General features: G+C 71.9%; 26 protein-coding genes. 20 read left to right on the top strand and 6 right to left on the bottom strand.

Translation table 11 applies throughout. From position 1 onward, the window contains the following. Positions 1-30: 30 nt before the first annotated feature. Positions 31-1,206, top strand: a complete 1,176-nt coding sequence (locus ACGFYU_RS21180; RefSeq protein ID WP_393828834.1) for an epoxide hydrolase family protein — start codon at positions 31-33, stop codon at positions 1,204-1,206. Between the two features lie 22 nt (positions 1,207-1,228). Here ACGFYU_RS21180 and ACGFYU_RS21175 read toward each other — a convergent pair whose 3' ends face one another. Then, complete coding sequence (locus tag ACGFYU_RS21175; protein WP_393828833.1) at positions 1,229-1,777, bottom strand: flavoprotein; 549 nt, start codon at positions 1,775-1,777, stop codon at positions 1,229-1,231. Between the two features lie 59 nt (positions 1,778-1,836). Here ACGFYU_RS21175 and ACGFYU_RS21170 point away from each other — a divergent pair, with 59 nt between their 5' ends. The 4 genes from ACGFYU_RS21170 to ACGFYU_RS21155 all read left to right on the top strand — a co-directional run bounded on the left by ACGFYU_RS21170 (position 1,837) and on the right by ACGFYU_RS21155 (position 5,756). Further along, positions 1,837-2,259, top strand: coding sequence for an SgcJ/EcaC family oxidoreductase (locus ACGFYU_RS21170; RefSeq protein ID WP_393828832.1), 423 nt, complete (start codon positions 1,837-1,839; stop codon positions 2,257-2,259). 398 nt (positions 2,260-2,657) lie between these two features. Next, positions 2,658-3,884 carry a helix-turn-helix domain-containing protein gene (locus ACGFYU_RS21165; RefSeq protein WP_393828831.1) on the top strand — a complete coding sequence of 409 codons (1,227 nt, stop codon included), beginning with the start codon at positions 2,658-2,660 and terminating at the stop codon, positions 3,882-3,884. A 67-nt stretch (positions 3,885-3,951) separates the two neighbouring features. Further along, positions 3,952-4,917 (top strand): aromatase/cyclase, encoded by a 966-nt coding sequence (locus ACGFYU_RS21160; protein ID WP_393828830.1) that lies wholly within the window; start codon positions 3,952-3,954, stop codon positions 4,915-4,917. Positions 4,918-4,937: 20 nt separating this feature from the next. Continuing rightward, positions 4,938-5,756, top strand: a complete 819-nt coding sequence (locus ACGFYU_RS21155; RefSeq protein WP_393828829.1) for a 4'-phosphopantetheinyl transferase family protein — start codon at positions 4,938-4,940, stop codon at positions 5,754-5,756. A 157-nt stretch (positions 5,757-5,913) separates the two neighbouring features. On the opposite strand, the gene ACGFYU_RS21150 is transcribed toward ACGFYU_RS21155, so the two are convergent. Together ACGFYU_RS21150 and ACGFYU_RS21145 are read right to left on the bottom strand one after the other, a co-directional pair. Beyond that, complete coding sequence (locus ACGFYU_RS21150) at positions 5,914-6,735, bottom strand: BTAD domain-containing putative transcriptional regulator (RefSeq protein ID WP_393828828.1); 822 nt, start codon at positions 6,733-6,735, stop codon at positions 5,914-5,916. A 137-nt stretch (positions 6,736-6,872) separates the two neighbouring features. Further along, entirely contained in the window at positions 6,873-7,046 is a 174-nt protein-coding gene (locus tag ACGFYU_RS21145) for a hypothetical protein (RefSeq protein ID WP_393828827.1), read from the bottom strand. Positions 7,047-7,387: 341 nt separating this feature from the next. Between ACGFYU_RS21145 and ACGFYU_RS21140 the strand changes: the two genes are divergently transcribed. The 4 genes from ACGFYU_RS21140 to ACGFYU_RS21125 all read left to right on the top strand — a co-directional run bounded on the left by ACGFYU_RS21140 (position 7,388) and on the right by ACGFYU_RS21125 (position 11,344). Beyond that, positions 7,388-8,602: an aminotransferase class V-fold PLP-dependent enzyme gene (locus tag ACGFYU_RS21140; RefSeq protein ID WP_393828826.1), complete on the top strand. Its 1,215-nt coding sequence runs from the start codon at positions 7,388-7,390 to the stop codon at positions 8,600-8,602. A gap of 31 nt (positions 8,603-8,633) precedes the next feature. Further along, the gene (locus ACGFYU_RS21135) at positions 8,634-10,208 is read left to right on the top strand and encodes an acyl-CoA carboxylase subunit beta (RefSeq protein WP_393828825.1); all 1,575 of its coding nucleotides are present in this window, start codon (positions 8,634-8,636) and stop codon (positions 10,206-10,208) included. Next, positions 10,205-10,441: an acyl-CoA carboxylase epsilon subunit gene (locus ACGFYU_RS21130; protein WP_393828824.1), complete on the top strand. Its 237-nt coding sequence runs from the start codon at positions 10,205-10,207 to the stop codon at positions 10,439-10,441. Before ACGFYU_RS21135 ends, ACGFYU_RS21130 begins: the two co-directional genes overlap by 4 nt. 96 nt (positions 10,442-10,537) lie before the next feature. After that, the gene (locus ACGFYU_RS21125; RefSeq protein WP_393828823.1) at positions 10,538-11,344 is read left to right on the top strand and encodes an SDR family NAD(P)-dependent oxidoreductase; all 807 of its coding nucleotides are present in this window, start codon (positions 10,538-10,540) and stop codon (positions 11,342-11,344) included. A 92-nt stretch (positions 11,345-11,436) separates the two neighbouring features. Here ACGFYU_RS21125 and ACGFYU_RS21120 read toward each other — a convergent pair whose 3' ends face one another. Then, positions 11,437-12,435, bottom strand: a complete 999-nt coding sequence (locus ACGFYU_RS21120; protein ID WP_393828822.1) for an AMP-binding protein — start codon at positions 12,433-12,435, stop codon at positions 11,437-11,439. A 342-nt stretch (positions 12,436-12,777) separates the two neighbouring features. Between ACGFYU_RS21120 and ACGFYU_RS21115 the strand changes: the two genes are divergently transcribed. The 6 genes from ACGFYU_RS21115 (at position 12,778) to ACGFYU_RS21090 (ending at position 18,262) form a co-directional block, all read left to right on the top strand. After that, complete coding sequence (locus tag ACGFYU_RS21115) at positions 12,778-13,605, top strand: NAD(P)H-binding protein (RefSeq protein ID WP_393828821.1); 828 nt, start codon at positions 12,778-12,780, stop codon at positions 13,603-13,605. A gap of 110 nt (positions 13,606-13,715) precedes the next feature. After that, positions 13,716-14,351, top strand: a complete 636-nt coding sequence (locus ACGFYU_RS21110) for a hemerythrin domain-containing protein (protein ID WP_393828820.1) — start codon at positions 13,716-13,718, stop codon at positions 14,349-14,351. Then, entirely contained in the window at positions 14,348-14,842 is a 495-nt protein-coding gene (locus tag ACGFYU_RS21105; RefSeq protein ID WP_382643665.1) for a DUF1772 domain-containing protein, read from the top strand. Before ACGFYU_RS21110 ends, ACGFYU_RS21105 begins: the two co-directional genes overlap by 4 nt. 261 nt (positions 14,843-15,103) lie before the next feature. Then, entirely contained in the window at positions 15,104-16,102 is a 999-nt protein-coding gene (locus ACGFYU_RS21100; RefSeq protein ID WP_393828819.1) for an AraC family transcriptional regulator, read from the top strand. A gap of 1,228 nt (positions 16,103-17,330) precedes the next feature. Further along, on the top strand, positions 17,331-17,849 hold the full coding sequence (locus ACGFYU_RS21095) for a MarR family transcriptional regulator (protein ID WP_393828818.1): 519 nt from the start codon (positions 17,331-17,333) through the stop codon (positions 17,847-17,849). Beyond that, a complete protein-coding gene (locus tag ACGFYU_RS21090; RefSeq protein ID WP_393828817.1) occupies positions 17,846-18,262 on the top strand; it encodes a MarR family transcriptional regulator in 417 nt (138 codons plus the stop codon). The genes ACGFYU_RS21095 and ACGFYU_RS21090 overlap by 4 nt, the downstream gene beginning before the upstream one ends. A 5-nt stretch (positions 18,263-18,267) precedes the next feature. On the opposite strand, the gene ACGFYU_RS21085 is transcribed toward ACGFYU_RS21090, so the two are convergent. Then, positions 18,268-18,741: a hypothetical protein gene (locus ACGFYU_RS21085; RefSeq protein ID WP_393828816.1), complete on the bottom strand. Its 474-nt coding sequence runs from the start codon at positions 18,739-18,741 to the stop codon at positions 18,268-18,270. A 22-nt stretch (positions 18,742-18,763) separates the two neighbouring features. Next, the gene (locus ACGFYU_RS21080) at positions 18,764-20,005 is read right to left on the bottom strand and encodes a helix-turn-helix domain-containing protein (protein ID WP_393828815.1); all 1,242 of its coding nucleotides are present in this window, start codon (positions 20,003-20,005) and stop codon (positions 18,764-18,766) included. A 230-nt stretch (positions 20,006-20,235) separates the two neighbouring features. On the opposite strand from ACGFYU_RS21080, the gene ACGFYU_RS21075 reads away from it, so the two are divergent. From ACGFYU_RS21075 to ACGFYU_RS21055, 5 genes are all read left to right on the top strand, one after another. After that, the gene (locus ACGFYU_RS21075; RefSeq protein WP_393828814.1) at positions 20,236-20,970 is read left to right on the top strand and encodes a hypothetical protein; all 735 of its coding nucleotides are present in this window, start codon (positions 20,236-20,238) and stop codon (positions 20,968-20,970) included. Further along, on the top strand, positions 20,967-21,380 hold the full coding sequence (locus ACGFYU_RS21070) for a hypothetical protein (protein WP_393828813.1): 414 nt from the start codon (positions 20,967-20,969) through the stop codon (positions 21,378-21,380). Before ACGFYU_RS21075 ends, ACGFYU_RS21070 begins: the two co-directional genes overlap by 4 nt. Positions 21,381-21,464: 84 nt before the next feature. After that, positions 21,465-22,172, top strand: coding sequence for an SPASM domain-containing protein (locus tag ACGFYU_RS21065; RefSeq protein WP_393828812.1), 708 nt, complete (start codon positions 21,465-21,467; stop codon positions 22,170-22,172). After that, positions 22,160-22,423 carry an acyl carrier protein gene (locus tag ACGFYU_RS21060; RefSeq protein WP_393828811.1) on the top strand — a complete coding sequence of 88 codons (264 nt, stop codon included), beginning with the start codon at positions 22,160-22,162 and terminating at the stop codon, positions 22,421-22,423. The genes ACGFYU_RS21065 and ACGFYU_RS21060 overlap by 13 nt, the downstream gene beginning before the upstream one ends. After that, a complete protein-coding gene (locus tag ACGFYU_RS21055) occupies positions 22,420-23,613 on the top strand; it encodes an enoyl-[acyl-carrier-protein] reductase FabV (RefSeq protein WP_393828810.1) in 1,194 nt (397 codons plus the stop codon). The genes ACGFYU_RS21060 and ACGFYU_RS21055 overlap by 4 nt, the downstream gene beginning before the upstream one ends. The last annotated feature ends 84 nt before the right edge of the window (positions 23,614-23,697 follow it).

The raw sequence follows: 23,697 nt of genomic DNA, 5'->3' as shown, positions 1-23,697 counted from the left end.
CCTTCGGCTTTCCTCTGGCATGCTCGGGGCGTGAGCGATCTTGAGGGCGGGCTGCGGGAGTTTCGGCTCGATGTGGCGCAGGCGGAGCTGGATGACCTGTCCGGGCGGCTGGGGCGGGTGCGGTGGCCCGACCAGCTGCCCGGGGTGGGGTGGGCGTACGGCATCCCGCTCGACGAGGTGAGGGGGTTGGTGGACTACTGGCGCCTGCGTTACGACTGGCGGGCGGCCGAGGAGCGGTTGAACGCCTGGCCGCAGTTCACCACTCTGATCGACGGGGCCAACGTGCACTTCGCGCACGTGAGGTCGCCCGAGCCGGATGCCACGCCGTTGTTGATGACCCATGGGTGGCCCGGGTCGTTCGTCGAGTTTCTGCGCGTCGCCGGGCCGTTGAGCGATCCGCGGGCCCATGGTGGGGATCCCGCCGATGCCTTTCATCTGGTGCTGCCGCACATTCCGGGGTTCGCGCTGTCCGGGCCCACCGTCGAGGCGGGCTGGGAGTTCAAGCGGGTCGCGCGGGCCTTCGGGGTGCTGATGGAGCGGCTCGGGTACGAGGCCTACGGGGTCCAGGGCGGTGACTGGGGGGCCGCCGTATCGCGGGAGCTGGGGCGGATCCGGCCCGAGTGCGTGGTCGGAGTGCATCTGAACCTGCTGCCGGGGGGCGGGGTCACCGAGGAGCCGAGTGCTGACGAGCTGGCCGCGCTGAGCCCGGGCGAGCGGGAGCGGACGGTGGCCAGCTGGGAGCGGTACCGGAGCTGGACGCGCGAGCGGCAGGGGTACGCCGACATCCAGGCGACCCGGCCGCAGACCCTCGCGTACGGGCTGAACGATTCGCCCGTCGGGCTGCTGGCCTGGATCGGGGAGAAGTTCGCCGAGTGGAGCGATCCGCGGTGCCCGATCGACCGGGACCAGCTGCTCACCAACGTGATGCTGTACTGGCTGACCGGGACGGCCGGTTCCGCCGCCCGGATCTACTACGAGCGGGCGCACGCCGACTACGCCGGGCGGCCGCCCGAGGTGTCGCGGACGCCGACCGCCCTCGCCGACTTCCCCCGGGACAATTTCGTCCCGCTGCGGCATGTCGCCGAGCGGACCAACCGCATCGTGCGCTGGACCTCGTACGAGAGGGGCGGGCACTTTCCCGCGATGGAGGTGCCGGAGCTGCTGGTGGGGGACGTTCGGGAATTCTTCCGGCTGCTCCGGCCCTGACCGGAGGCCCGGTCCGGTCCGGTCAGGTATGGGCCCTGCCGGCGCGGGAGACGGCGTCCAGGGCGACCGGCCAAGGGAAGTGGGGCGGGGCGTCCTGGCCGGGCGGGCCGGGGGTGAAGCCGTTCTCGCCGAACAGGACCTCGACGCCGGCGGCCCGCAGGACCGAGAGGGACTGGTCGAACTGGGGGTGCGCGGCGAGGGCCGTGTTCGTGCAGGGCACGGCGACGGCGGGGGTGCCCTTGCCGATGGCCTCGGCGGCGACGCCGACGGTGAAGCGGTCGGTGAGGCCGAGGGCCCAGGCGTTGACCGTGTTGAAGGTGGCGGGCGCGAAGAGCAGGGCGTCGGCCGGCGGCCATACGTCGTCCTCCCCGGGCAGCTTGTACTGCCAGCGCACCGGGTGGCCGGTCAGGGCGGCCAGTCCGTCGAGGCTTCCGGCCAGCCAGTGCGCCGCCGTGGGGGTGAGGCCGAGGCACACGTCCCAGCCGCGGGCCTGGGCGTCCTCGATCACGTGGGCCACGTCGAAGACGGGCGGGGCGGCGGAGCAGAACAGGTACAGGGTCCTCGTGGTCATACGGCAATATGATCATATTGCTTGACCTCAACCATGCTTGAGGGAGCATGATCGGATTCATGAGCCGGAACCACGAAGCCACAGGGGAAGCCGCAGCCGTCGAGGCGATCGCGGAGGTCGTCGCCACCGTCGAGCGCACGCAGCAGGCCAAGGACGCCGAGGGCTTCCTCGCCCTCTTCCACCCGGACGCGCTGTGGACCACCGCGCACGGGAAGGTCCTCATCGGATTCGACGCGATAGCCGAGTTCACGCGGGAGGTGCTGCCGGCCGCGAGCTGGGACGGGAAGGTCACCTACGAGGTGGTCCACACGCAGTTCCTGCGGCCGGACGTGGCCGCGGTGAAGGTGCGCCAGCGCTACCACGCAGCGGACGGGGACGGCAGCGAGGGCGCGCCGCTGTACGTGATGACCCGGGCCGAGGACGGGCGCTGGCTGCTGACGGCCTGCCAGAACACCCAGGTGGTGGCCGCGGGCGGCGCGTAGCCGGGGCCGGGGATCACCTCTTCGGCCACCCGATGTCGTCGTCCGGCTTGTCCTCCTGGGCCGGGCCGGACGACCGGACGGTGGCGGCGGGGGCCGCGGTGTGTGCTGCGGGCGTCCGGGACGGGCAGGACGCGCGGGACGCGCACACCGATGGCCTCATCGTCGACTCCAAGGCGCTGATTGCGGGAAGAGCGGGGCGCCGGCCGGTACGAAGGCCGGATTTTGGAGAGTTTGCCTGGCCGGGGTCGAGGATCGCTCGACGACGGCATGAGGTGCGGACGAGGTCCGGACGAGACGGGCCGGGAATCCGTGGCAAAGGTTTGCCCGGCTGTTGCCGGGGACCCTACGCTCGGTGCCCGTTCCCGACAGATTCCTTGCCCGCGACCCGAGGGATGCTCATGCTGCGACAGCCCGCGTTCGGACACCGCCTGAAGAAGCTGCGGCTCGCCCAGGGCCTGTCGCAGACGGCGCTGGCCGGCGAGGGCATGTCCACCGGCTACCTCTCCCGCCTGGAGTCCGGGGCACGGCAGCCCACCGACCGGGCCGTGGGCTACCTGGCCGGCCGGCTGGGCCTGGAGGCCGCCGACTTCGAGGAGCCGGCCACCGGCTCCCTGGCCCACGCCCTCACCCTCGCCGCGTCGACCGGCTCCCCCGACGCCATCGAGGCGCTGCGCCAGGCCCTGGCCGCCGAGGGGCACGAGAGCCCGGTACTGCGCTGGCAGGCGCTGTGGCTGCTCGCCCAGGCCGCCCGCGTCCAGGGCGACCACGCGGTCGAGCGGGAGCGGCTGGCCCAACTGGTCGCGCTCGGCGAGGAAGTGGGCGTCAGCGAGCTGCGCGTACGCGGCCTGACCCGGCTCGCCCGCTGTCTGCGCTCCATCGGTGAGATCACCCCGGCCGTGGACGCGGCCGTCGAGGCCCACCGGATCGCGCTGCGCGAGAAGCTGGGCGTGGAGGACCGGGCCACCGCCCTGCTGGCGCTCGTCTCCGTACAGGCCGAGGCGGGCCGGGTGGGCGATGCCCGGGTGCACGCGGACGAGCTGACCGCGCTCGTCGAGGGCCGCTCCGACGCGCTGTGGGCCGAGGCCATGTGGACCGCCGCCGCCGTCCGCATGCGCCAGGGCGACTACCCCGGCGCGCAGGCCTGCCTGGACGCCGCCCTCGACCGGTTCAGCAGCCAGGAGGACCTGATCCTGTGGATCCGGCTGCGGCTGGCCACGGGCCGGCTGCACCTCCAGAAGATGCCGGTCGACCCCGTGCAGGCACAGCGCCGCGCGGAGGAGGCCGAGGCCGCCCTCGCCTTCGTCGGCACACCGGCCCTGCGGCAGGACCTGACCGCCCTCAAGGCCGATCTGGCCTTCGCCACCGGCCGCTACGACGACGCGCGGGCCCTGCTCGGCGAACTGGCCGCCGACCAGCCGAGGATGACGTACCGGGGGCAGGTGCGGCTGGAGATCCTGCGCCACCAGCTGCTGATCCTCGGCGGCGACCCCTCCGGCATCCAGGGGCTGCGCGCCCTGGCCCAGCAGGCGCAGGAGGACGCCAACATCGACCTCGCCGCCGAGATCTGGCGGGTGCTGGCCGACGCGCTGACGGAGGCGGGGCAGGTCTCGGCCGTCGGGGGTTGAGGAAAGCTCGAGTCCCCTGGTGCAGGCTTGGGCGCACCCGCACAAACGATCAGGGGAGGTGCCTCTCATGTCGTCGCAGCGCGTGCACGCGAGCGAGCAGACGGCGTGGATCGCCGCCCCGGCCGGTGTGGTCTACGGACTGCTGGCCGACGCGGTGCGCTGGCCCCTCCTGCTGCCCTCGCCCGTCCACGTCGAGCGCATCGACTTCGACGGAGTACGGGAACGGCTGCGGCTGTGGGACGTGGCGGGCGGCGAGCGGGTCCGCTCCTTCCACGTACGCCGGGTCCTGCACCCGGAGTCGAGGACCGTCGAGTTCGAGCAGGAGGACACCGCCCGCCCGGGCGTGCCCACGACCGGCACCTGGACGGTCGAGGCGAGCGGCGAGGCGGAATGCCGGGTGACGCTGCGCGAGGAGCGGACCCTGGAGGGCCTGCCGGCCGCCGGGACCGCGCGCAGCAGGCAGGAGTGGGAGGCGGAGCCGGCCGAATGGCTCGCCCACCTCAAGGCGGTCGCCGAGCGCTGGGAGCGCCTGGACGAACTGCTGCTGTCCTTCGAGGACAGCGTGCACGTCGACGGCCCCGCCGAGCTGGTCTACGACTTCCTCCACCGCATCGAGGAGTGGCCGCAGCGGGTCCCGCACGTGGACGCGGCGCGCGTGGTCGAGGACGTGCCCGGTGTGCAGATCGCCGACGTGGACACCTGCGCCACCCCCGACGGCCGGACCGTCGCCAGCCGGGCGGTGCGGCTGTGCTTCCCCTCGGCCGCGCGGATCGTCTTCAAGGAGCTGGTGACGCCCGGGCCGATCGCCGCGCACACCGGGGAATGGTCCCTGATACCGGACGGGGACGGCGTACGGGTCGTCTGCGCCCGGCAGGTGATGCTGAGCGAGGACGCCGCCGGGCTGGTGCCGGGTCCGGGGACCGGCCTCGTCGAGGCGCGGCGGTACGTGCGGACGTGGCTGGGGCGGGCGAGTACCGAGACGCTGCGCTTGGCCAGGTGGCGGGCGCAGACCGCTGTGCGGCGGCTGCGATGAGTACGAGGAGGAGTCCGCGGATGGCACTGGTCCAGGGCGCGGCGCCGCTGCCGGGGCTCCGCCCCGGACCCCGCGCCTCGAACGCCGGCGGGGCTGGGGAGGACGCGCCCCTGTACGTCCCCGGTCCCGAAGGGCCCTGGGAGGAGGTGGCCGATCGGCTTGACGACGTGGGACGGGCGGTCGTCTGCACCACCTGGGGGCAGTGGCTGACCGCCGTGCTGCTCGACCCGGCGCTGCGCCCGCTGCTCGGGGAGGACTGGCCGCGCTTCCGGCAGACGCCGGCCGCGGCCGGGCGGATGCGGTTCGCCGTATCGCGGTTCGTCATGAAGTACACCGCCGCCACCGCCCTGGACGTGCCCGTGCACACCCTGGAACTGGGCTACGGGCCGGGCGGGCGGCCCGAACTGCGGGGGCTCGGCAGCGGGGTGGAGGTGAGCCTGGCGCACACCGACGAGCTGGTCGTGGTCGGCGTCAGCCGCACCGGGCCCATCGGCGTGGACGCGGAGCCCGCCGACCGGGAGGTCTCCGTAGGGCTGCTGCGCGGGCACGTGTGCACGGCGGAGGAGAACGCCGTACTCGACGCGCTGCCCGAGGACGAACGCCGCGCGCGGCTGCTGTGGCTGTGGACCCTGAAGGAGGCCTACACCAAGGCGCTCGGGCACGGGGGGCGACGGCGCTTCTCCACCTTCGGCTTCGGCCTCGACGGCGAGGGCCGGGTGGCCCTGACCGAGGCGGCGGACGCGCGGGCCGCGGAGCCGGTGGCCGGGGAGTGGAGCTTCGCCACCCATCTCGTCCAGGACCGCTACCTGGTCAGCGAGGCGCACCGGGCGCGCCGCTAGTGCTCTGACCGGAAGGGTTCACCGCCTCACGGCGTCCGGCTCGGCACCTCGCTGCGTTGTCGGACCGCGCGAGTACGCCGAGTACGAGCTGCGGCCCTCCGCCTTGCGATGCACCGCACCGGACGCCGCGAGCCGGCAAACCTTTCCGGCCAGAGCGCTAGGCGGCGAAGAGGTCGAACGTCGAGGTGTGCCGCGGTCCGGCGAGCACGTCGAGTTGCGGGTCCACGGCCAGCATGGCCTGGTGCAGGCGCTGCAGCTGGGGTGACGGCTCCACGCCGAGGTCCTCGATCAGCCGGGCCCGCAGCCTGCGGTACACGTCCAGGGCCGTCGCCTGCCGTCCCGACCGGTACAGCGCGACCATGACCTGCGAGTGGAGCCCCTCGTGCTGGGGGTGGCGCGCGGTCAGCTCGGTGAGCTCCGCGATCAGTTCGGCGTGCCGGCCGAGCCGCAGGTCGGCGTCGATCCGCCGCTCCACGGTGACCAGGCGGCTCTCCTCCAGGCGCATCACCTCGATGTCGAGGATCGGCCCGACCCGTACGTCGACCAGCGCCGGGCCCCGCCACAGTTCCAGCGCGGCCCGCAGGCGGGCGGCGGAGACCTGGTCGTCACCCGTCTCGAAGGCGGCCTGGCCCTCGCGGGTGAGGTGCTCGTAGTCGTGTACGTCGACGCTGTCCTCGGGGATCTGCAGCAGATAGCCGCCGTGCCGGGTGGCCAGTACGTCCTTGGCGCTGCCCGGGGCGTCGGGGCCCATGGCGGTGCCCAGCCGCCGGCGCAATTGGAGGATGTACGTCTGGAGGGTGGTCAGCGCGCTCTGCGGCGGCTGCGTTCCCCAGATTTCCTCCATGAGGGTGGGAACGGGTATGACACGTCCGGGATACAGCGCGAGAAGCGAAAGAACCTGCCGCGGCTTTCCCGCGGTCGGAACGATGGAACCCCCGTTGACCTCGGCACTCAACGGACCCAGAACCTGAATCCTCACGGTCTCCCCTCCGCACTCGTCGAGTTACCAGGCATTTCTGCCACCGGTGGCGAAAGGAACCGCCCCCGTGCCGCGCACGCTAGCCGGGGTAGACGTTTTCCATCCCTTTTCTTTAGTGGAGTTCAAGCCACCTTCGGTTACGGCCAGTCGATCTGAGCGGTGGCCGGGGCGCCGGCGGCCGGGGCGGCGGTCGAGGCCGGGGCGACGGGCCAGTCGATGTTCCCGCCGTCGGCCTGGGCGACGCCGCCCGCGGTCAGGACGGCGGCGGCGGCGAGAGCGGCGGTGGCGACGAGGCGGGCGATGTTCTTCATGGTGACTCCTCCGTGGCAACTGTTTGATTCTTCTTGGCAAGTCCTCTGCCAAGAAGATTGGCAACACCCGCTTGGAATTCGCTCGTCAATCGCTTGAGGTGAGCTGGAGAAGGCTGCCAGAACTGCTCTGACCTGCAAGGAAAATGACGGGAAAGGGAGCGGGCGGGGCGTTGCCAAAGGTTGCCAAGGGGTCGGGAACTCGAGTCTCGCCGGAGCGGGCGTTGCCCGATATTGCCAAAGCTGCCAAGTGCTGGGCAATATATTGCCAAGCCTGTTGGCAAAGCTTGGTACATGAGGGTCGTGAAAGCGGGCGGCCCCGACAGCGGGGGGAGGCCCCTGAAATGAACGCGCCGACGTACCACGGGGAACGAACGGCCCACCTGGACACCGCCGGTACGGGCCGCATGCCGGACGAGGTGCGCGCCGTACTCGCCGACTGCACGGCCCTCGACGACCGCTTCGGTGCGGCCGCGCTCGAGGAGCGCCTCGGCGCCGTCCTGCACACGGGGATCCACGAACGCCTCGGCGCCCTGCTCGGCGTCCCCGCCGGCGACACGGTCCTCGCGGCCGGCGCGGCCGAGGCCTTCGAGGCCTTCCTCTCCGGCCTCGCCCTGGGCCCGGACGACCGGATCTGGACCACCCCGCACGAGGGCGTGGCCCACCTGGCCGCCCTGCGCGCCCTGCAGGGCCGCACCCGGTGCCGGCTGGAGGTGGTCCCGCTGCGCGCGGACGGGGACCTCGACCTGGACTGGATGCGGGCCCACCTCGACGAGGACGTCGCCCTCGTCTCCGTCGTCCACGTCTCCTCGGCCTGCGGGACCGTCAACCCCGTCGAGGAGATCGGCCGGCTGCTCGCCGCCCACCGCGCCCGCTACGCCGTCGACGCCTCCCAGTCCGTCGGCCGGCTCCCCGTCGACGCCGCGCGCGTCGGCTGCCACCTGCTCACCGCGGACGGCTGGAGGTTCCTGCGCGGTCCGGAGGGCGTCGGCTTCGCGTACGTCGCCCCCGGCGCGGGGGACGGCGCCCCGCGGCCGCCCGCCCCGGCCGCCGTCGCCGCGCTGTACACCGCCCTGGCCCACCACACCGCCGCCACGTCCCTCCCGTATGAGGACCTCCTGCCCCGGCTGCGCGCCGTCGTCGAGCGGACGCCCGGGATGGAACTGCTCGCCTCGGGACGGGAACAGGCCGGCATCCTCGCCTTCCGGCACGCCGAGATCCCGGCCGCGGCCATCCGCCGGGGACTGGCCCGGCGCGGGGTCGTCCTGTCGAAGACCGTCGCGCACGAGAACCCGCTGCACCCGGCCGGGCAGGACGGAGTCCCCGCCCTGCGCGCCTCCGTCCACCACGACAACACCGCGGAGGACATCGACCGCTTCGGGCAGGCGCTCGCGGAGGTCCTGCGGGAGCAGCGGAACGCCGCCGCCCCCGCCGAAGGGGTCCTCGCGGCCGCCGGAGCCACCGCCTGCGCAGCGCCGTCCCCCCACCGCACGCCGTCCCCGCACCGCGCACGACCGGCCAGGCGGCGCGGCCACCTCACGCTGCACCGGGCGAACTGAGACCCGCCATCTTCAGACCTGGAGGAGCCAGATGACCATCAGCGACGCGCCACCCCTGCCGGTCCTCGACCCGGCCGCGGAACTGGCCGCCATCAAGGCCCACGCGGTGGCCGGCCCGGACGAGCGGGCCACCGAACGGCAGCACGCCAAGGGCAAGCTCACCGCCCGCGAGCGGATCGGCCTGCTGCTCGACGAGGGCTCGTTCCACGAGATCGAGACCCTGCGACGGCACCGCGCCAGCGGTTTCGGACTGGAGGCCAAGAAGCCCTACACCGACGGCGTCGTCACCGGCTGGGGCACCGTGGACGGCCGTACCGTCTTCGTGTTCGCGCACGACTTCCGCATCTTCGGCGGCGCGCTCGGCGAGGCGCACGCCGAGAAGATCCACAAGATCATGGACATGGCCCTCGCGGCCGGCGCCCCGCTGGTGTCGCTGAACGACGGCGCGGGTGCCCGTATCCAGGAGGGCGTCTCGGCGCTGGCCGGATACGGCGGCATCTTCCAGCGCAACACCAAGGCCTCGGGAGTGATCCCGCAGATCAGCGTGATGCTGGGGCCGTGCGCCGGCGGCGCCGCCTACAGCCCCGCCTTGACGGACTTCGTGTTCATGGTGCGGGACACCTCGCAGATGTTCATCACCGGCCCGGACGTGGTCCGCGCGGTGACCGGCGAGGAGATCACCCAGAACGGGCTCGGCGGCGCCGACGTGCACGCCGCGGTCTCCGGAGTGGCCGCCTTCGCCTACGAGGACGAGCCGAGCTGCCTGGAGGACGTGCGGCACCTGCTGTCGCTGCTGCCCGCCAACAACCGCGAGACACCGCCGCGCGAGTTCACGGGCGACCCGGCCGACCGGCGCACCGACGCGCTGTCCTCCCTCGTCCCGGCCAACCCGCAGCAGGCGTACGACATCCGCAAGGTCATCGAGGAGGTCGTCGACGACGGCGAGTACTTCGAGGTCCAGCCGGCCTGGGCGACCAACGTGGTGTGCGCGCTCGCCCGGATGGACGGGCACGTCACCGGCTTCGTCGCCAACCAGCCCGCCAGCCTCGCCGGGGTGCTCGACATCCACGCCAGCGAGAAGGCGGCCCGCTTCGTGCAGTTCTGCGACGCCTTCAACATCCCGCTGGTCACCCTCGTCGACGTGCCCGGCTTCCTGCCCGGCGTGGACCAGGAGCACGGCGGGATCATCCGGCACGGCGCCAAACTGCTCTACGCCTACTGCAACGCGACCGTCCCGCGGATCTCGCTCGTGCTGCGCAAGGCGTACGGCGGCGCGTACATCGTCATGGACTCCCGCTCCATCGGCGCGGACCTGGCGCTGGCCTGGCCCACCAACGAGATCGCCGTCATGGGCGCCGAGGGCGCGGCGAACGTCATCTTCCGCCGGGAGATCGCCGCCGCGGCCGACCCCGACGCGATGCGCGCGCAGAAGATCAAGGAGTACACGACCGAGCTCATGCACCCCTACTACGCCGCCGAACGCGGGCTCGTCGACGACGTCATCGATCCGGGCGAGACCCGCTCGGTGCTCGTCGGGGCGCTGGCCATGCTGCGTACCAAGTACGCCGACCTGCCGTCGCGCAAGCACGGCAACCCGCCGGTATGACGGGCGGGAACGCGGCGAAGGTCCCCGCTGCGCCGGACGCGCCGCAGACCTGGCGGATCGTCGGCGGGGACCCCGACGCGACCGAGACGGCCGCCGTCCTCGCGGTCCTGACGGCCCTGCTGCTGAACCGGTCCGGCGATTCCGCGCCGGAGCCACCGCGCACGGTGTCCGCCGGCTGGGACCGCGCCCCGACCGGCGCGTTCCGCCACGCCGGCAGCTGGCGGCAGCGCTAGGCCGGTGCCCGGGGGCCGCCTCCATCCCACTTCAGCCGTGCCACGAGTTCCCTGCGAGACGCTTCGGAAGCAGAGGCGAGCGACGGAGGGATGAGGATGACGGTGAAGGCGATGGACAAGGCCCCCGAGCGGCCCGTGGCCCTGGTCACCGGAGCCACCAGCGGCATCGGACTGGCCATCGCCCGGGACCTGGGGGCCCGCGGGCACCGGGTGTTCCTCTGCGCCCGCACCGAGGCCAAGGTCAAGGAGACCGTCGCGGACCTCCAGTCCGAGGGGCTGACCGTGGAGGGCGCGGCCGCCGACGTACGCGACCGGACCGCCGTGGAGGGCCTGGTCGCCGCGGCCGTGGCGACCTACGGCGCGCCCGTCAGCATCCTGGTCAACAACGCGGGCCGCAGCGGCGGCGGTGCCACCGCCGGCATCACCGACGAGCTGTGGCACGACGTCATCGACACCAACCTCAACAGCGTCTTCCTGCTGACCCGCGAGGTGCTCAACAGCGGCGGCCTCGGCGCCGAGCCCTGGGGCCGCATCATCAACATCGCCTCGACCGCGGGCAAGCAGGGCGTGCTGCTCGGCGCCCCGTACTCGGCCTCCAAGCACGCCGTCGTCGGCTTCACCAAGGCCCTCGGCAAGGAGCTCGCGCCGACCGGCACCACCGTCAACGCGGTCTGCCCCGGCTACGTGGAGACGCCGATGGCCGCGCGCGTGCGCAGCGGGTACGCGCAGGTGTGGGACACCACCGAGGACTACGTCCAGGAACAGCTCGCGTCGAAGATCCCGCTGGGCCGCTACTCCACGCCCCAGGAGGTGGCCGGCCTGGTGGGCTACCTGACCACCGACCTGGCCGCCTCCATCACCGCCCAGGCGCTCAACGTCTGCGGCGGGCTGGGCAACTACTGATTCCGTCCGCCGCCCCGTGCGGGGACGGACGCCCGAGAGGGCCCCGGACGATCGATCGTCCGGGGCCCTCTCGGGCGCTCGTGCCATGCCGTTCACAGCACGGCCGGCGACCCCGACACGTCCCAGGTGAGGGCCTGCGGGGCGATCCCGGCGGAGCGCCAGTCGGCCAGCACCGCGCCGTCCACGGGCTCGTCCGACAGCAGGACGTGCCGCAGGGCCGGCAGGCCGGTCCCGGTGCCGCGCGCCGCCGCGTTCAGCCGCGCGAACGCGGACGGCAGCTGCGTCACCACCGTCACCTGCTGGTCCGCGAGCAGCCGGGCGAAGGCCCGCGCGTCGGAGGCGGTGTCGCGGTCCACGACGACGGCGCGTCCGCCCGACAGCAGCGGACCCCACATCTCCCGCATGCCCAGGTCCAGGCTCATGGAGTGGAAGTACGTCCACACGTCGTCCGGGCCCGACTCCAGCATCGGCAGGCAGCCGTCCACCCACGACAGCACGTCCATGTGGGTCACCGGCCGCACGGCCAGGGCCCGTCCGGGGTCGCCGCCCGAAGGGAGCGCCAGGAAGGCCGTCTTCGGGGGGATCTCGCGGCGCATCGCCATTTCGGGGCGTACCGCGATGACGAACCGGCCGGCCTTGGCCACCGGGATCTCGTCGCGCAGCAGTCCGCCGTCCGAGACGACCATCTCGGCGCCGGCGTCGCGCATCAGGAACTCCTGGAGCCCCGCGTTGTGTCCGGGCTCCAGCGGCAGTACCGCCGCCCCGGCGCGCAGCGCGCCGACCACGGCGCCGGCGGCCATGCGGGAGCGCTCCGCGCGGACGGCGACGGCCGAGCCGGGGCCGGTCCGGCCGGACAGGCGCCGCGCGATGTCGTCGGCCAGCCACTCCAGTTCGAGGTAGGTCGCCTCTCCCTCCGCGTCCCGGGCGGCGACCCGGCCCGCATGGCGGGCGGCCGAGGCCGCGAAACGGATGTCGATGCGGTCCCGGCGCGCGGGCCACTCGCCGGCCGGGTCGAGCCCGATCCGTCCGAGCAGACCTGCCAGGTCGGCGGACAACTGGTCGAGCTCCGGATGATCCGGAGTGGCGTTCATGCGGCCTCCCAGCGGCGGGTCGTTACTCCAGGGCCGATGGTGCCGGGGGAGACATGAGAACCGCTCAAGTCCTGCCGTAGAGGACCGGTCGGGGCGGAGTCGGGGGCGGATCGGGGGTCGGTCAGGGGCCGCTCAAGACCCGCTCGAAGGTCGGTGCACGAGCCGTCGAGGACCGCTCGGGACGCCCTGGCCCGCCCTCTGGAGGCATGCCTACGATTCTCGGGCTCATGCCGAAGCCACACACTCCTCATCGCGCTCCGAGCGACCACTCGTAGACGCACGCATATGGAACTGAGCTTTGTGGCTATGGCCCGTCTCGCGAGACTGGACTTGACTGTACTCATGACTCAGAACGCGCAGAACACGCAGATCACCCTCGTCATCGGCGGCACCGGCAAGACCGGCCGGCGCGTCGCCGAGCGGCTCACGGCCCTCGGCCGCCAGGTGCGGATCGGCTCCCGCAGCGGCGAGCCCGCCTTCGACTGGAACGAGCCCGCCACCTGGGAGCCGGCGCTGGAGGGCGTCGACCGGGTGTACGTGACCTACTACCCCGACCTCGCCTTCCCCGGTGCCGCCGAGCAGGTCGGCGACTTCGCCAAGGTGGCCGTGGCGAAGGGCGCCCGTCGCCTGCTGCTGCTGTCCGGCCGCGGCGAGGAGGCCGCGGGGGTCGCCGAGGACAACCTGAAGGCCTCCGGCGCGGACTGGACCATCGTCCGCTCCAGCTTCTTCGCCCAGAACTTCTCCGAGAGCTTCTTCCTGGACCCCGTACTGGCCGGCGAGATCACCCTGCCGACCGGGGATGCCGTGGAGGCCTTCGTCGACGCCGAGGACATCGCCGACGTCGTGGTCGCCGCGCTGACCGACGACAAGCACATCGGCAAGACCTACGAGCTGTCCGGCCCGCGCCTGCTGAGCTTCAGCGACGTGGCCACCGAGCTGTCGAAGGCCACCGGGCGCGAGATCAAGTACGTCTCCGTCACCAACGAGGAGTACCGCGCGGTGCTGCGCGAGCACGGCCTCCCGGAGGACTTCGCCGACCTGTTCACCATGATCCTCGACGGCCGCAACGCGCACCTCGTGAACGGTGTCGAGGAGGCCCTGGGACGCAAGCCCCGGGACTTCGCGGACTACGCCCGCGAGGCGGCGGCCACCGGCGTCTGGAACGTCTGACCGCGCGATTTGCCCACCACCCGCTCCATCCGCTCCATCCCTTTCGCTCCTTGACCGGGCGGCGACTCTGGTACGGCCGCCGCCCGGTACTCGGGGCACAGGAGGTTCCGATGCCCACGCCCCGGACGTACTCCAGCGAACACGGACTGGACTCGCTCCCCCCGTACTTCCACGGATTCGCCCTGATGCACATCGCGATGCGACGCGACGCGGCCCGCCTGCGCGCCGCGGCCCCGGCATGGAACGGAGCCGGAGCCGAGTGGTGGCAGCGACTGCGCGAGGTCATCGAATGGCACCACACCAGCGAGGACGACGTCCTGTGGCCGGGGCTGCGCCACAACGACGCCGACTTCGACGCACAGGCACGTGAACTGCACGACGACCACGAGGAACTGGACGCCGCGATGGCCGCCGTGTCCACGGCGATCGCCCGCGGCGGCGACGACCTGGTCCGGGCGGCGCAGACCTTCGAGGGCGTGCTGCGCGACCACCTCCGCGACGAGGAGCGGATCGTCTTCCCCGTCTTCGACCGCCTCGGCGAGCGGGCCTACCTGGCCGAGGAGCGCAAGGTCGTCTCCAGCGCGCCGATGCGCGTGATGACGTACCTCCAGCCGTGGATGTTCGACGGCGCGTCCCGGCAGTCGGTCGCGCACGTCTCCGCCACCATTCCGCCGCCCGTCCGGCTGATCGGTGCGACGCTGTTGCAGAGGCGCTACGCACGCACGCTGAAGGGAATCCTGAAGTGACCGGCACGACGACGCAATCCGTGACCCTGGTGGCCGCGACGGTGGGCACCGGCCTGATGGCCGGGCTCTACTTCGCCTTCGACATATCGGTGATGCCGGGTCTGGGCCGCGGCGACGACCAGACGTACGTGACCGCCATGCGGAACATCAACGAGGCCATCGACAACGGCCTGTTCGGCCTGCTCTTCCTGGGCGCCTTCCTGGCGACCGGGGTCGCGGCCGCGCAGCAGCAGCGCGGCGGCCGCCCGGACGCGGCGCGCTGGGGCTGGCTGGCCTTCGCCCTCTACGGGCTGTCGCTGGCCGTGACCGCGGTCGTGAACATCCCCCTCAACAACCAGCTCGCCAAGGCCGGCGCCGACGCCGCCGCGGCCCGCTCCCGCTTCGGCGGCCGCTGGACCTCCGGCAACATCGTCCGCACGGTGGCCTGTACGGCGGCCCTGGCCGCCCTCGGCCGCGCGCTGACCCTGCACGGCCGCGGGTCGGCCGCCTAGGTCGTCTCTTTTGGATCTTGCCGGTTAAGCCCGCGTCGTCCGGTGCCGTGCATCGCAAGGCGGAGAGGCGCCCGATTACTGGACGTACTTGGGTGCCTCGACAACGCGGCGAGGTGCGGTGCCGGGCGGCGCGGGTCAGGCAAGATCCGGAAGAGACGGCCTAGACCCCCGCGAACGGCGCCCGCTCTCTTTCCGTCCCCCGCGGGAGAGCGGGCGCTTCGCGGGATTTCGATCGTCCCCGGTGTCGGAGAGGATGAGGGCATGGACACGCTGACCGGTCTGCTGGAGGGGCCCAAGGCCCGTGGGGCCTTCCTCCTCAAGTCCGTCTTCAACCCGCCCTGGTCGCTGCGCGTCGAGGACCGGGCCCCGCTCTCCGTCGTCACGATGGTGCGCGGAGACGCCTGGCTGCTGCCCGACCACGCCGCCCCCGTACTGATCCGGCCGGGAGACGTGGCCGTCGTACGGGGCCCCGATCCGTACACGGTCGCGGACGCCCCCGACACCCCCGTCCAGATCACCGTCGGCCCGGAGCAGCGGTGCAGCACGGAGGCGGGGGAGGACGTCACCGACACGATGGCGCTCGGCGTACGGACCTGGGGGGACTCCTTCCAGGACGCCGGCTCGGCGGTGATGCTGAGCGGCACCTACCAGGCGCCGAGCGAGATCGGCCGCCGGCTGCTGAGCGCGCTGCCGACCATCCTGGTCCGCCCGGCCGAGGCCGCCGACAACACCCTGGTCACCCTGCTGACTTCGGAGATCTCCCGGGACGAACCGGGCCAGGAGATCGTCCTTGACCGGCTCCTCGACCTGCTGCTGATCGGGGTCCTGCGCACCTGGCTGGCGGCGCCCGGCAGCGGCGCCCCCTCCTGGTACCGCGCGCAGAGCGACCCGGTGGTCGGCCCCGCGCTGCGGCTGCTCCACGAGAACCCGGCGCACGGCTGGACCGTGGAGGAGCTCGCCCTGAAGGTCGGCGTCTCGCGGGCCTCCCTGGCCCGCCGGTTCGCCGAGGTCGTGGGGGAGCCCCCGGTGGCCTATCTGACGGGCTGGCGGCTCGCGCTCGCCGCCGACCTGCTGCGCGAACCGGACGCCACCGTCGCCACGGTGGCCCGGCGCGTGGGCTACAGCTCGGCCTTCGCCCTGTCGACGGCCTTCAAGCGGGTCCGGGGCATCAGCCCCCAGGAGTTCCGCACGGGCGCGGGCCCTGCGACGGCCCCGCAGGCCGCCCAACCGCCGCGCACGGTGGTGCTGCCGGTTCCCTGAGCGGGGTGTCGGCAGCGGGGCTCTTGTTCCCGGCCACCGGCGGACCGTGAATCCCAGGGGCCAGCCCCTGGACCCCGCCAGCGCCTGGACCCCGCCAGCGCCTGGCCGCGCTGGACCGGCCGTGGCATGGGGGGCTACTCGCCCCCCAGACCCCCTCGCCAGGCGCTCAGGCGCCCTGGACCCGCTCACCCTCACGCCCTGCCCCGGCTCCCTGACGGTCGCCGGTGCACCCCTCGGGCGCTGGGCGCCCTCACTGGGCAACCCACTTGGCAACACCGCAGGTCGGATCGTTGGGTCGAGGAGGTCGAAGGGCCCGCGCGCACACATGGTGCATACATGAATGTGCCGCCATCGCGACAACCGAAATCAAGCAGGTGTGTACTTCCGGCTCTCGGTGGCGCAAAAACTTCACGCACCGTGTACTTTTCGCGCAGTCTTCGAACAAGGTCGTCACCGGGGGCCCTTCGGTGCGCCGGAACGTCAAAAGACGAGCAGTGCTTGCCCCGGTTCCCTGAGGCGGTTCGGGTCTTCGCGGCCGGCCCTGTGCCACCTACCCGAGGGCTGCCCCGTGACGGCAGGCGGCGCGTGTGTACCGGCTTGAACACCGGACGTCGGCGAAGCCGTCCACTCGACGACTCCGCAACCCCTCCACCACCTTGTCGACCTCAGCCACAGAAGGTGCGCCCACACGAAGCCCGCAGGCCGCAGTCCGGGCGTTCGGGGCTCGCTCAGCCCACCACCCTGATCAGCCACGTAGCCGGTTTTGAAGCCCGCCACGGGCCCGCAGCCGCCGATGGCGGACGCGAACCCAGTGGGGGCGCGCCGGGCCCCTCGGGCCCGGCGGGACCACACCCTGCCGCGCACCCCACCACCAGGCCGAGGCCGACGAACCGGTCCGCTTCCGCCGCCGGCCAGACCGGGCCGAGCCCCTGATGGGCCGCACCGTGGAGACGGCCGACTGGACGGTGGGGGCTGAGGCCGACGCGAGGGCGCGCGTTTGGGTAAGAAGGGGACCGTGCCTCTGACCTGCGGAAGCGTGCAGCTAAGGGGCGGAAAATGGCCCGTAAGTGGGCGGAAAACCGCCCGTTAACGTCCGGAGCAGTTGAGGGGGACTCGCATAAGGTGCTGTTCTTCGGAATTGAAACTGTAGTGTTTGGGGTGTAAGGGGCGGTTCTTCGGAGCTGAGGGGCTAGAAACAGCCCCTTGGTCGCACGGAACAGGAGCAGCGATGGCCGCAGGCAAGAGCAGGGGCCTCGTCCTCGTGGACCAGGCCACCGGCGAGGTCGTCATCCCAACGCCACGCACGCCCCACCAGTTCGAGGGGAAGGGCTACACCATGCAGAGCAAGGGAGCCGAAGTCCCCCTCTACCGGCTCGGCCTCACCGCAGCCGAGTGGGCGATCCTGGACTGGTTCAAAGAGAACGGCGGCGCGGCCGGCATGGTCGCGGTCAAGCCCGGGGAACTGGGCGAGGACATCGGCTCCAACGAGAGCACCGCCAAGCGGTCCCTCACCCGCCTCGTCAGGATCGGCCTGCTGGTCAAGGCCAGCCCCCGCGCCGGCGCCTACCAGCTCAACCCCATCCGTTACTGGGAAGGGGGCGGTTCCGCGCAGCTTGCCGCCTGCCGCAGGATTGACCCGCCCCGCATCGCGCCTGACGCGAAGGCCAACGTCAAGATGGCCAAGACGAAGACTGCCGACGAGGCCGCCCCGAGCAGCCCCAGATCCGCCACCGGAGAGAACCGATGAGCACTCCCGCCTTCGACCCGGACCGCGATCTCACCTGCCCGCCGCTCTACACCCTCAATCTCTCCGCCGGGCAGCGCAGCGTTCTCGCCTGGATGGAAGACCACGGCGCCTTGTTCGCGCACGTCCCGGCCCCTGTCGAAGAGGTGGCCGCCGACTGCGAGCTCAGCATCTCCACCGTCTACGAGGCGCTGGCCCGCCTCGAAACCCTCAGCCTCGTTCTGAGGGAGCCGGGGGGCGCAGCCCGGATCAACGCCCGGTACTTCTTCACGCTGCACCCGGAGATGCGGGAGATGATCACGGCCGCGCTCACCGCCCCGGAGGTCGTCCCGGACGACCGCGCTCGGGCGCCCCGGAAGACCGGCAATGTCGCGGCCCGTCGCCGCCGAACCATCCGGCCAGTGGACGACGACTGACCCAGTTAGCGCGACGCGCCGTCGGGCCACACCACGCGCACGGGGACGCCGGTGCGCTCGGCGTACGCGACGACGTCGGCGGTGCCGCCGAACCCCCACGCGGGCTTCCCGTCCCACACGGCGAGCAGGACGTCCGACAGCCCCACCAGGATCTCGCTGCCGGCCATGTGCGCAGCCGAGTCCGACGTGCCCATGCCGGTGTGGTGGACCTCGGCAGCCGCTCGGTACAGCCGGTCGTAGACCGGCCAATGGGATTCGGGCAGGCTCTCGCGGTACCTTTCCGCGGGCACGACGACTTCGACGCGGCCGCCATGGGCGAGGACGGTTTCAGCCCACCACGCGTCAGGGCCGTCCGCGATGCACGACACCGCGATCAGCTCGCCCGCTTCGTACTCGGCTACGGCCGCGGTGAGTATTGCCCGCACCCGCTGTTCCACTTCGGTGCTCAGTCCCCGGTGTCCGGTGATTCCCACCCGCATGTCCCACAATCCCTTCTCTGCCTCACAGGTATACGTCGTGCAACCGCGCATCGAACTCCCGCACCACCTTCGGCGGAGAGGTGAGCACGAGAGAGCGGCGGACCGCCCGCGCGCGGTCCACGATCCGCCCCGACCGGTACGTGAGCCCCGTCTCCACCGCTCGCCCAGCGAGCGCGAACGCGGCTTCGACCCGTCCGGCGGCGAGGTGCCCCGCCGCGAGGTCCAGCACGATCAAGGCGCGTTGCTTCTCATGCCCGCCGCCGAGTGCCTCGGTGTCGGCGGACAGAACCCAGTCCGCCAACCCCAGCTTGGCACCACAGGCGACCCGTACAGCGGCTACTTTCGCCGGCCCGAACGCGAACACCCACGGCCACGGGGGAGGGGTGTCCGGCAGTGCTTCGGCGGCCGCCCTGCTGCGGGTCAGCGCCCGGTCCGCGCCTCGCTCGTCTCCGCCAGCGGCGTGCGCGAGGGCCTCGACCGACGACAGCCACGCGTCTGCGACGGCCGGGCGCTCCGGCCCGAGCACCTTCCGAGCCCGGCTCGCGAGGCTCAACGCCTGGGCCCCGTTCCCGGCGTGCGCCTCGAACTGAGCGAGGCTCCCCGCCTGGTACGCAGTGAGCAGCGGATCGCCCGCCGACCGGGCCGCCCGGATCGCCGATCCGTACCAGGTGCGTGCGGACCCGTGGTCTCCCATGTCCCACGCAAGCCAACCGGCCAGGCTCGCCGTCTCGCTGCCGACCGCGGCCAGCCGTGTCCGCCGAGCATCCGACCGGGCCTCGCGGGTCACCGACTGGATGAGCTGGATGTGGGATTGGACGCTGCTGGAGAGCTCCCGCGACGGGGTGGAGCCGTCCAGTCGGCGGAGCGCGGTCGTGGTCAGGCGGAGGGCGGCGGTCTGCCCGCCGTCAGTGTCGGCGGCAGCCGTAGCGGCAACGAGGGGTGTCACCGCCACCGCAGCGGCAGCACCGAAGAATTCGCGGCGTTCCACGTGCTCAGACCCATCCCGTAGCGCGTATTGCTGGTGGTCGGCGAGACCGACAAGGGAAGGCGGGATCTGAAGATACGCCGCCACCCGTGCGAGGACATCGATGCGGTATGTGCCCGCCCCGCACTTCTCAAGGCGCGACACCGCCGACTGTGACAGGCCGCAGGCCTCCCCGAGCTGCTTCTGAGTGAGCCGCCCAGTCTTCCTGACGAGCTCGATTACCCGGCCGTAGTCCCCACCGCGCGCTGCCGCCCGCACCTCCGGAGCCTTCCAGTACACCGGCCTACTCCCCCCCCCCCCCACGCTACGGGTTTGGCTACGCAACACCGGGCGCCCGTACCCGCTTCCCGCATATCCGTATGCAGCCTGCGCATGGAGCATGGTCCCACCCGGAGCCCGACGCGTTGACTGTCTGTCAGCCGCCAGCGACGCAGGGCAGCCGGAGCCTACCGGCCTCTCCGCCTCCCGGACGGCACCCCCAACCACTCCGACCCGGAAGAAACCAGCCGATGAGCCGCGCCCACGAAACCCCCAAGCACCCGTTCCCCGCCTCGCCCGGTGCGCCGAGTGCCGACCTCGCAGACCGCGCGGCGGACGGCTTCGCCCGCTTCATGGCCGGGTGGCAAGACGACCCAGACCAGGTGCCGGATCACGACATTGCCGCCGACCGTCCCGGGCCGGAACGGGCACCCGTCGAAAGGTTCGTTCGACGGCCCTACCGGGAGCGGGCCGCCCGTTACCAAGTCGCCTCGGACCGGATGGCGACCGGCGGTCTGAACGACCGCCACAGCGTCGCCGACATCGGCGCCGGACACACCGAGCTGGACGTGTGCCTGCGGACCCAACACGGTTGGCGCGGCCGCTATGTGGCCGTGGACAGGTGGACCGGCGATGTGGACCTGGAGTGGTGGAAGCCGCCGATGCGATTCGACTGGCTGGCCTGCCTGGAGGTCATCGAGCACCTTCAGGACCCGGACCGGCTGCTGTCCGTGCTGCTGGACAGCGCCGACCTGGGCGTGGTGATCACCACCCCGAATCCGGCCGTGGTCGACGTCCTGGCCATGGACCCGACCCACAAGACCCCGGTCAGCCGCGAGCACCTCGCCCGTCTCGGCTTCTACACGAGCCTGCACAACTTCTACGGCACCGCCGAGGACGGCATCTGCGGCACCTGGTACCGGGAGGGCCTGGACGTTGTCGAGCGCCAGGTGACGCCCGTCCGGTACGAGGGGAGCGGACGGTGATCAAAGAGGGCCAGTACACGTTCATCTCCGGCCGGGACGAGGTACGACCGTTTCTGGGGAAATACGCGGCGAAACACGCGGACGTCTTTGAAGTGATCGAGCGCCGGTTCATGGCGGCCGGGCTCGGTGGGATGCGGTACCGGCCGCTGCGCCTGGAGCTGGAGATCACTACGAAGTGCAATGACAGCTGCCCGTCGTGCGGGATGGGAGCGCTGTCGCTCGCCTCCGGGATCACCATGAGCCCGCAGCAGCGGGCCCGTCTGGTCGATGAGTTCGATGCCGTCGGCCTGCCGTCGGCCGCTGTGACCGGTGGGGAGCCGTTCGTGGCCGTCCACGCGCTGATGCCTCTGATCAAGGCATTGACCGGGCGTGGCATCGACATCTCGAAGCTGACCACCAATGGCGTGTAGGGTGCCCGGCCCCGCTGTGAACGGACCTTCGACAAGCTGGAGAAGGCCGGACTGTTCGACAACCGGCTGTTTGTGCCTCTGATCATGCTGTCCGTCGGCGAGCAGACCATGCCCCTGGAGTGGGTCGCCCGGATTCTGCACCATGCCGTCACCCACTACGGCGACCGTGAACTGAACGTCGCTGTTTCCTCGCTGGCAAGCCCGGACAGCCGCGAGCACAAGGTGTACGAGCTGATGAAGACGTACGAGAAGGAGTACGGGGAGTTTCCGCACGACCGGGTGCACTCCACGATGCGCGTCTACCTGGACAACGAACGACTACCCGAGCAGCAGAAGGCGCACCGGCCCGGCGAGACGACGGTGAAGCGGTGGATGGACCGCTGCTTCGACTGCTTCGCGCCGACGGTGGGCACTTACATCCTGCCGTCCGGCCTGGTGAAGCAGGACGGCCGCGTCTACGCGTGTGCCTCCTTCGACGTCCCCGAGTCGCTCGGCTTCGGGAACATCTTCACCGACGGGCTGCGCGCGATCGTCGAGCGTGCGAACGACGACGCTTACCTACGGAGGATCGCGGAAGGCGGCGGCCTCAAGGGCCTGCACGGCGCGGTCCCGGAGGAGTTCATCACCGCGACGACGTGCGGTGGGTTCTGCGCCTCGTGCTCCCTGCTGAGCGACAAATACCGCGAGACCAACGGCCTGCCTGCGGCCCGGCCGCTGCCGATCATCGGGCAGGACGCGCTGATGTCCGGCCTACGCCCACTGAGGAAGGAACCTCGTCAATGCCGAAGGTGACAACGACCGAGCACGTTCTCCGTGCCGCGCTGGCACGGGTCGCGGGCAAGGGCGTCGATACGCTCCCCGAAGACGGACATTTGGAGCAGGACCTCGGTATCGACAGCCTGGCCCTGGCCGAGCTCGTGACCGATCTCGAACAGCGCCTGACCGTCGTCATCCCGGACGAGGAAACCGGCCGCCTCAGGACGGTGACGGACGTACGTGCCCTCCTCGGCCGGCTCGTACCGAACGGAATGGACGCACTGTGAGCCTTCGCCACATCGACCCGAAGCAGCGCGGTTTCCTCATCGTCAACTCCCACCCGGACGGGGCCGCTGAGACCGTGCACCGGATGTGGGAGCAGATCCCGCCCCGCACCGACGGCAGCAGTCCGGTGGTGCTGCTCCTCGGGCACAGCGCCGGGTATGGGCTGGCCACGCTGCTGACGGGGCTACGGCAGCACGGAATCCGGGGCGTGGGTGTCGCCTTCGAGGGAGCGGAGACCGAACGGCGCACGGCCACGGCGGGCTGGTACCGGACCGCGGCCGTCGACGCCCTGGCCCGGGCCGCCGGACGCGACTTCGTGTTCGTCAACACCGACGCGTTCTCCGAGGCGGGCAAGGAGCAGGTGCTGGCCCTGGTGGAGGAGCGGTACGGGAAGGTCGACTACCTGATCTACAGCCTGGCGGCTCCGCGCCGTACGGATCCGGCGACCGGCATGGTCTACCACTCGGTGATCAAGCCGCTCGGCGGGCCGTACGAGGCCCCGGCGCTGGACTTCTCCGGTGACACCCCGAAGGTCGGACAGGTGACCCTGGAGGCGGCCGGCGAGGAGGAGCGGTACGCGACGGAGCAGGTGATGGGCGGTGCGGACTGGCGGCTGTGGGTGGAGGCCCTGTCCGGGCGCGGCCTGCTGGCCGACGGGTTCACAACCGTGGCGCTCACCTACATCGGCTCGGAGCTGACGGCGCCGATCTACCGGCAGGGCACCATCGGCGCGGCGAAGGAGGACCTGGAGCGGACCGCCGGTCACCTGGACGCCGAGTTGGGAGACGCAGGCCGGGCGTTCACCGCGGTCGCGGGTGCGGCCGTCACTCAGGCGTCGAGCGCGATCCCGTCGATCGCCCTGTACACGGCGTTCCTCCGGACCGTCCTCGGAGACGGGTTCCGGACGACGGCCGAGCAGGCCGGGGAGCTGTGGGAGCAGCTGACGGGGGCGACACCGCTGGTCCTCGACGAGCAGGGCCGGATCCGGCTGGACGGCTGGGAGCTGGACGACGAGGTCCAGGACCGGGTCCGCGAGCTGTGGGCGGACCCGGAGGCTGGACTGGAGCGCGCGCGGGGCGGAGCGGACTGGTTCATGGGACAGATCCGCGAGCTGTACGGGTGGGGTGTTGAGGGGGTCGACTACGAGCGGCCCGCGGAGACGGCGGTGGTGTGGCCGGCGCCGGGAGTCTGAGCGGCGTCGCGCGTTCGCACGCTTCAGTTCACCGCCCAGGGGGCTGCTCCTGACGTGGCATCGGGCTCGGTTTCGTGGATCGAG

The sequence above is a fragment of the Streptomyces sp. NPDC048337 genome, assembly GCF_043201175.1.
In the GTDB taxonomy this organism is placed as follows: domain Bacteria; phylum Actinomycetota; class Actinomycetes; order Streptomycetales; family Streptomycetaceae; genus Streptomyces.
This window is presented reverse-complemented; position numbering and strand designations above follow the sequence as displayed.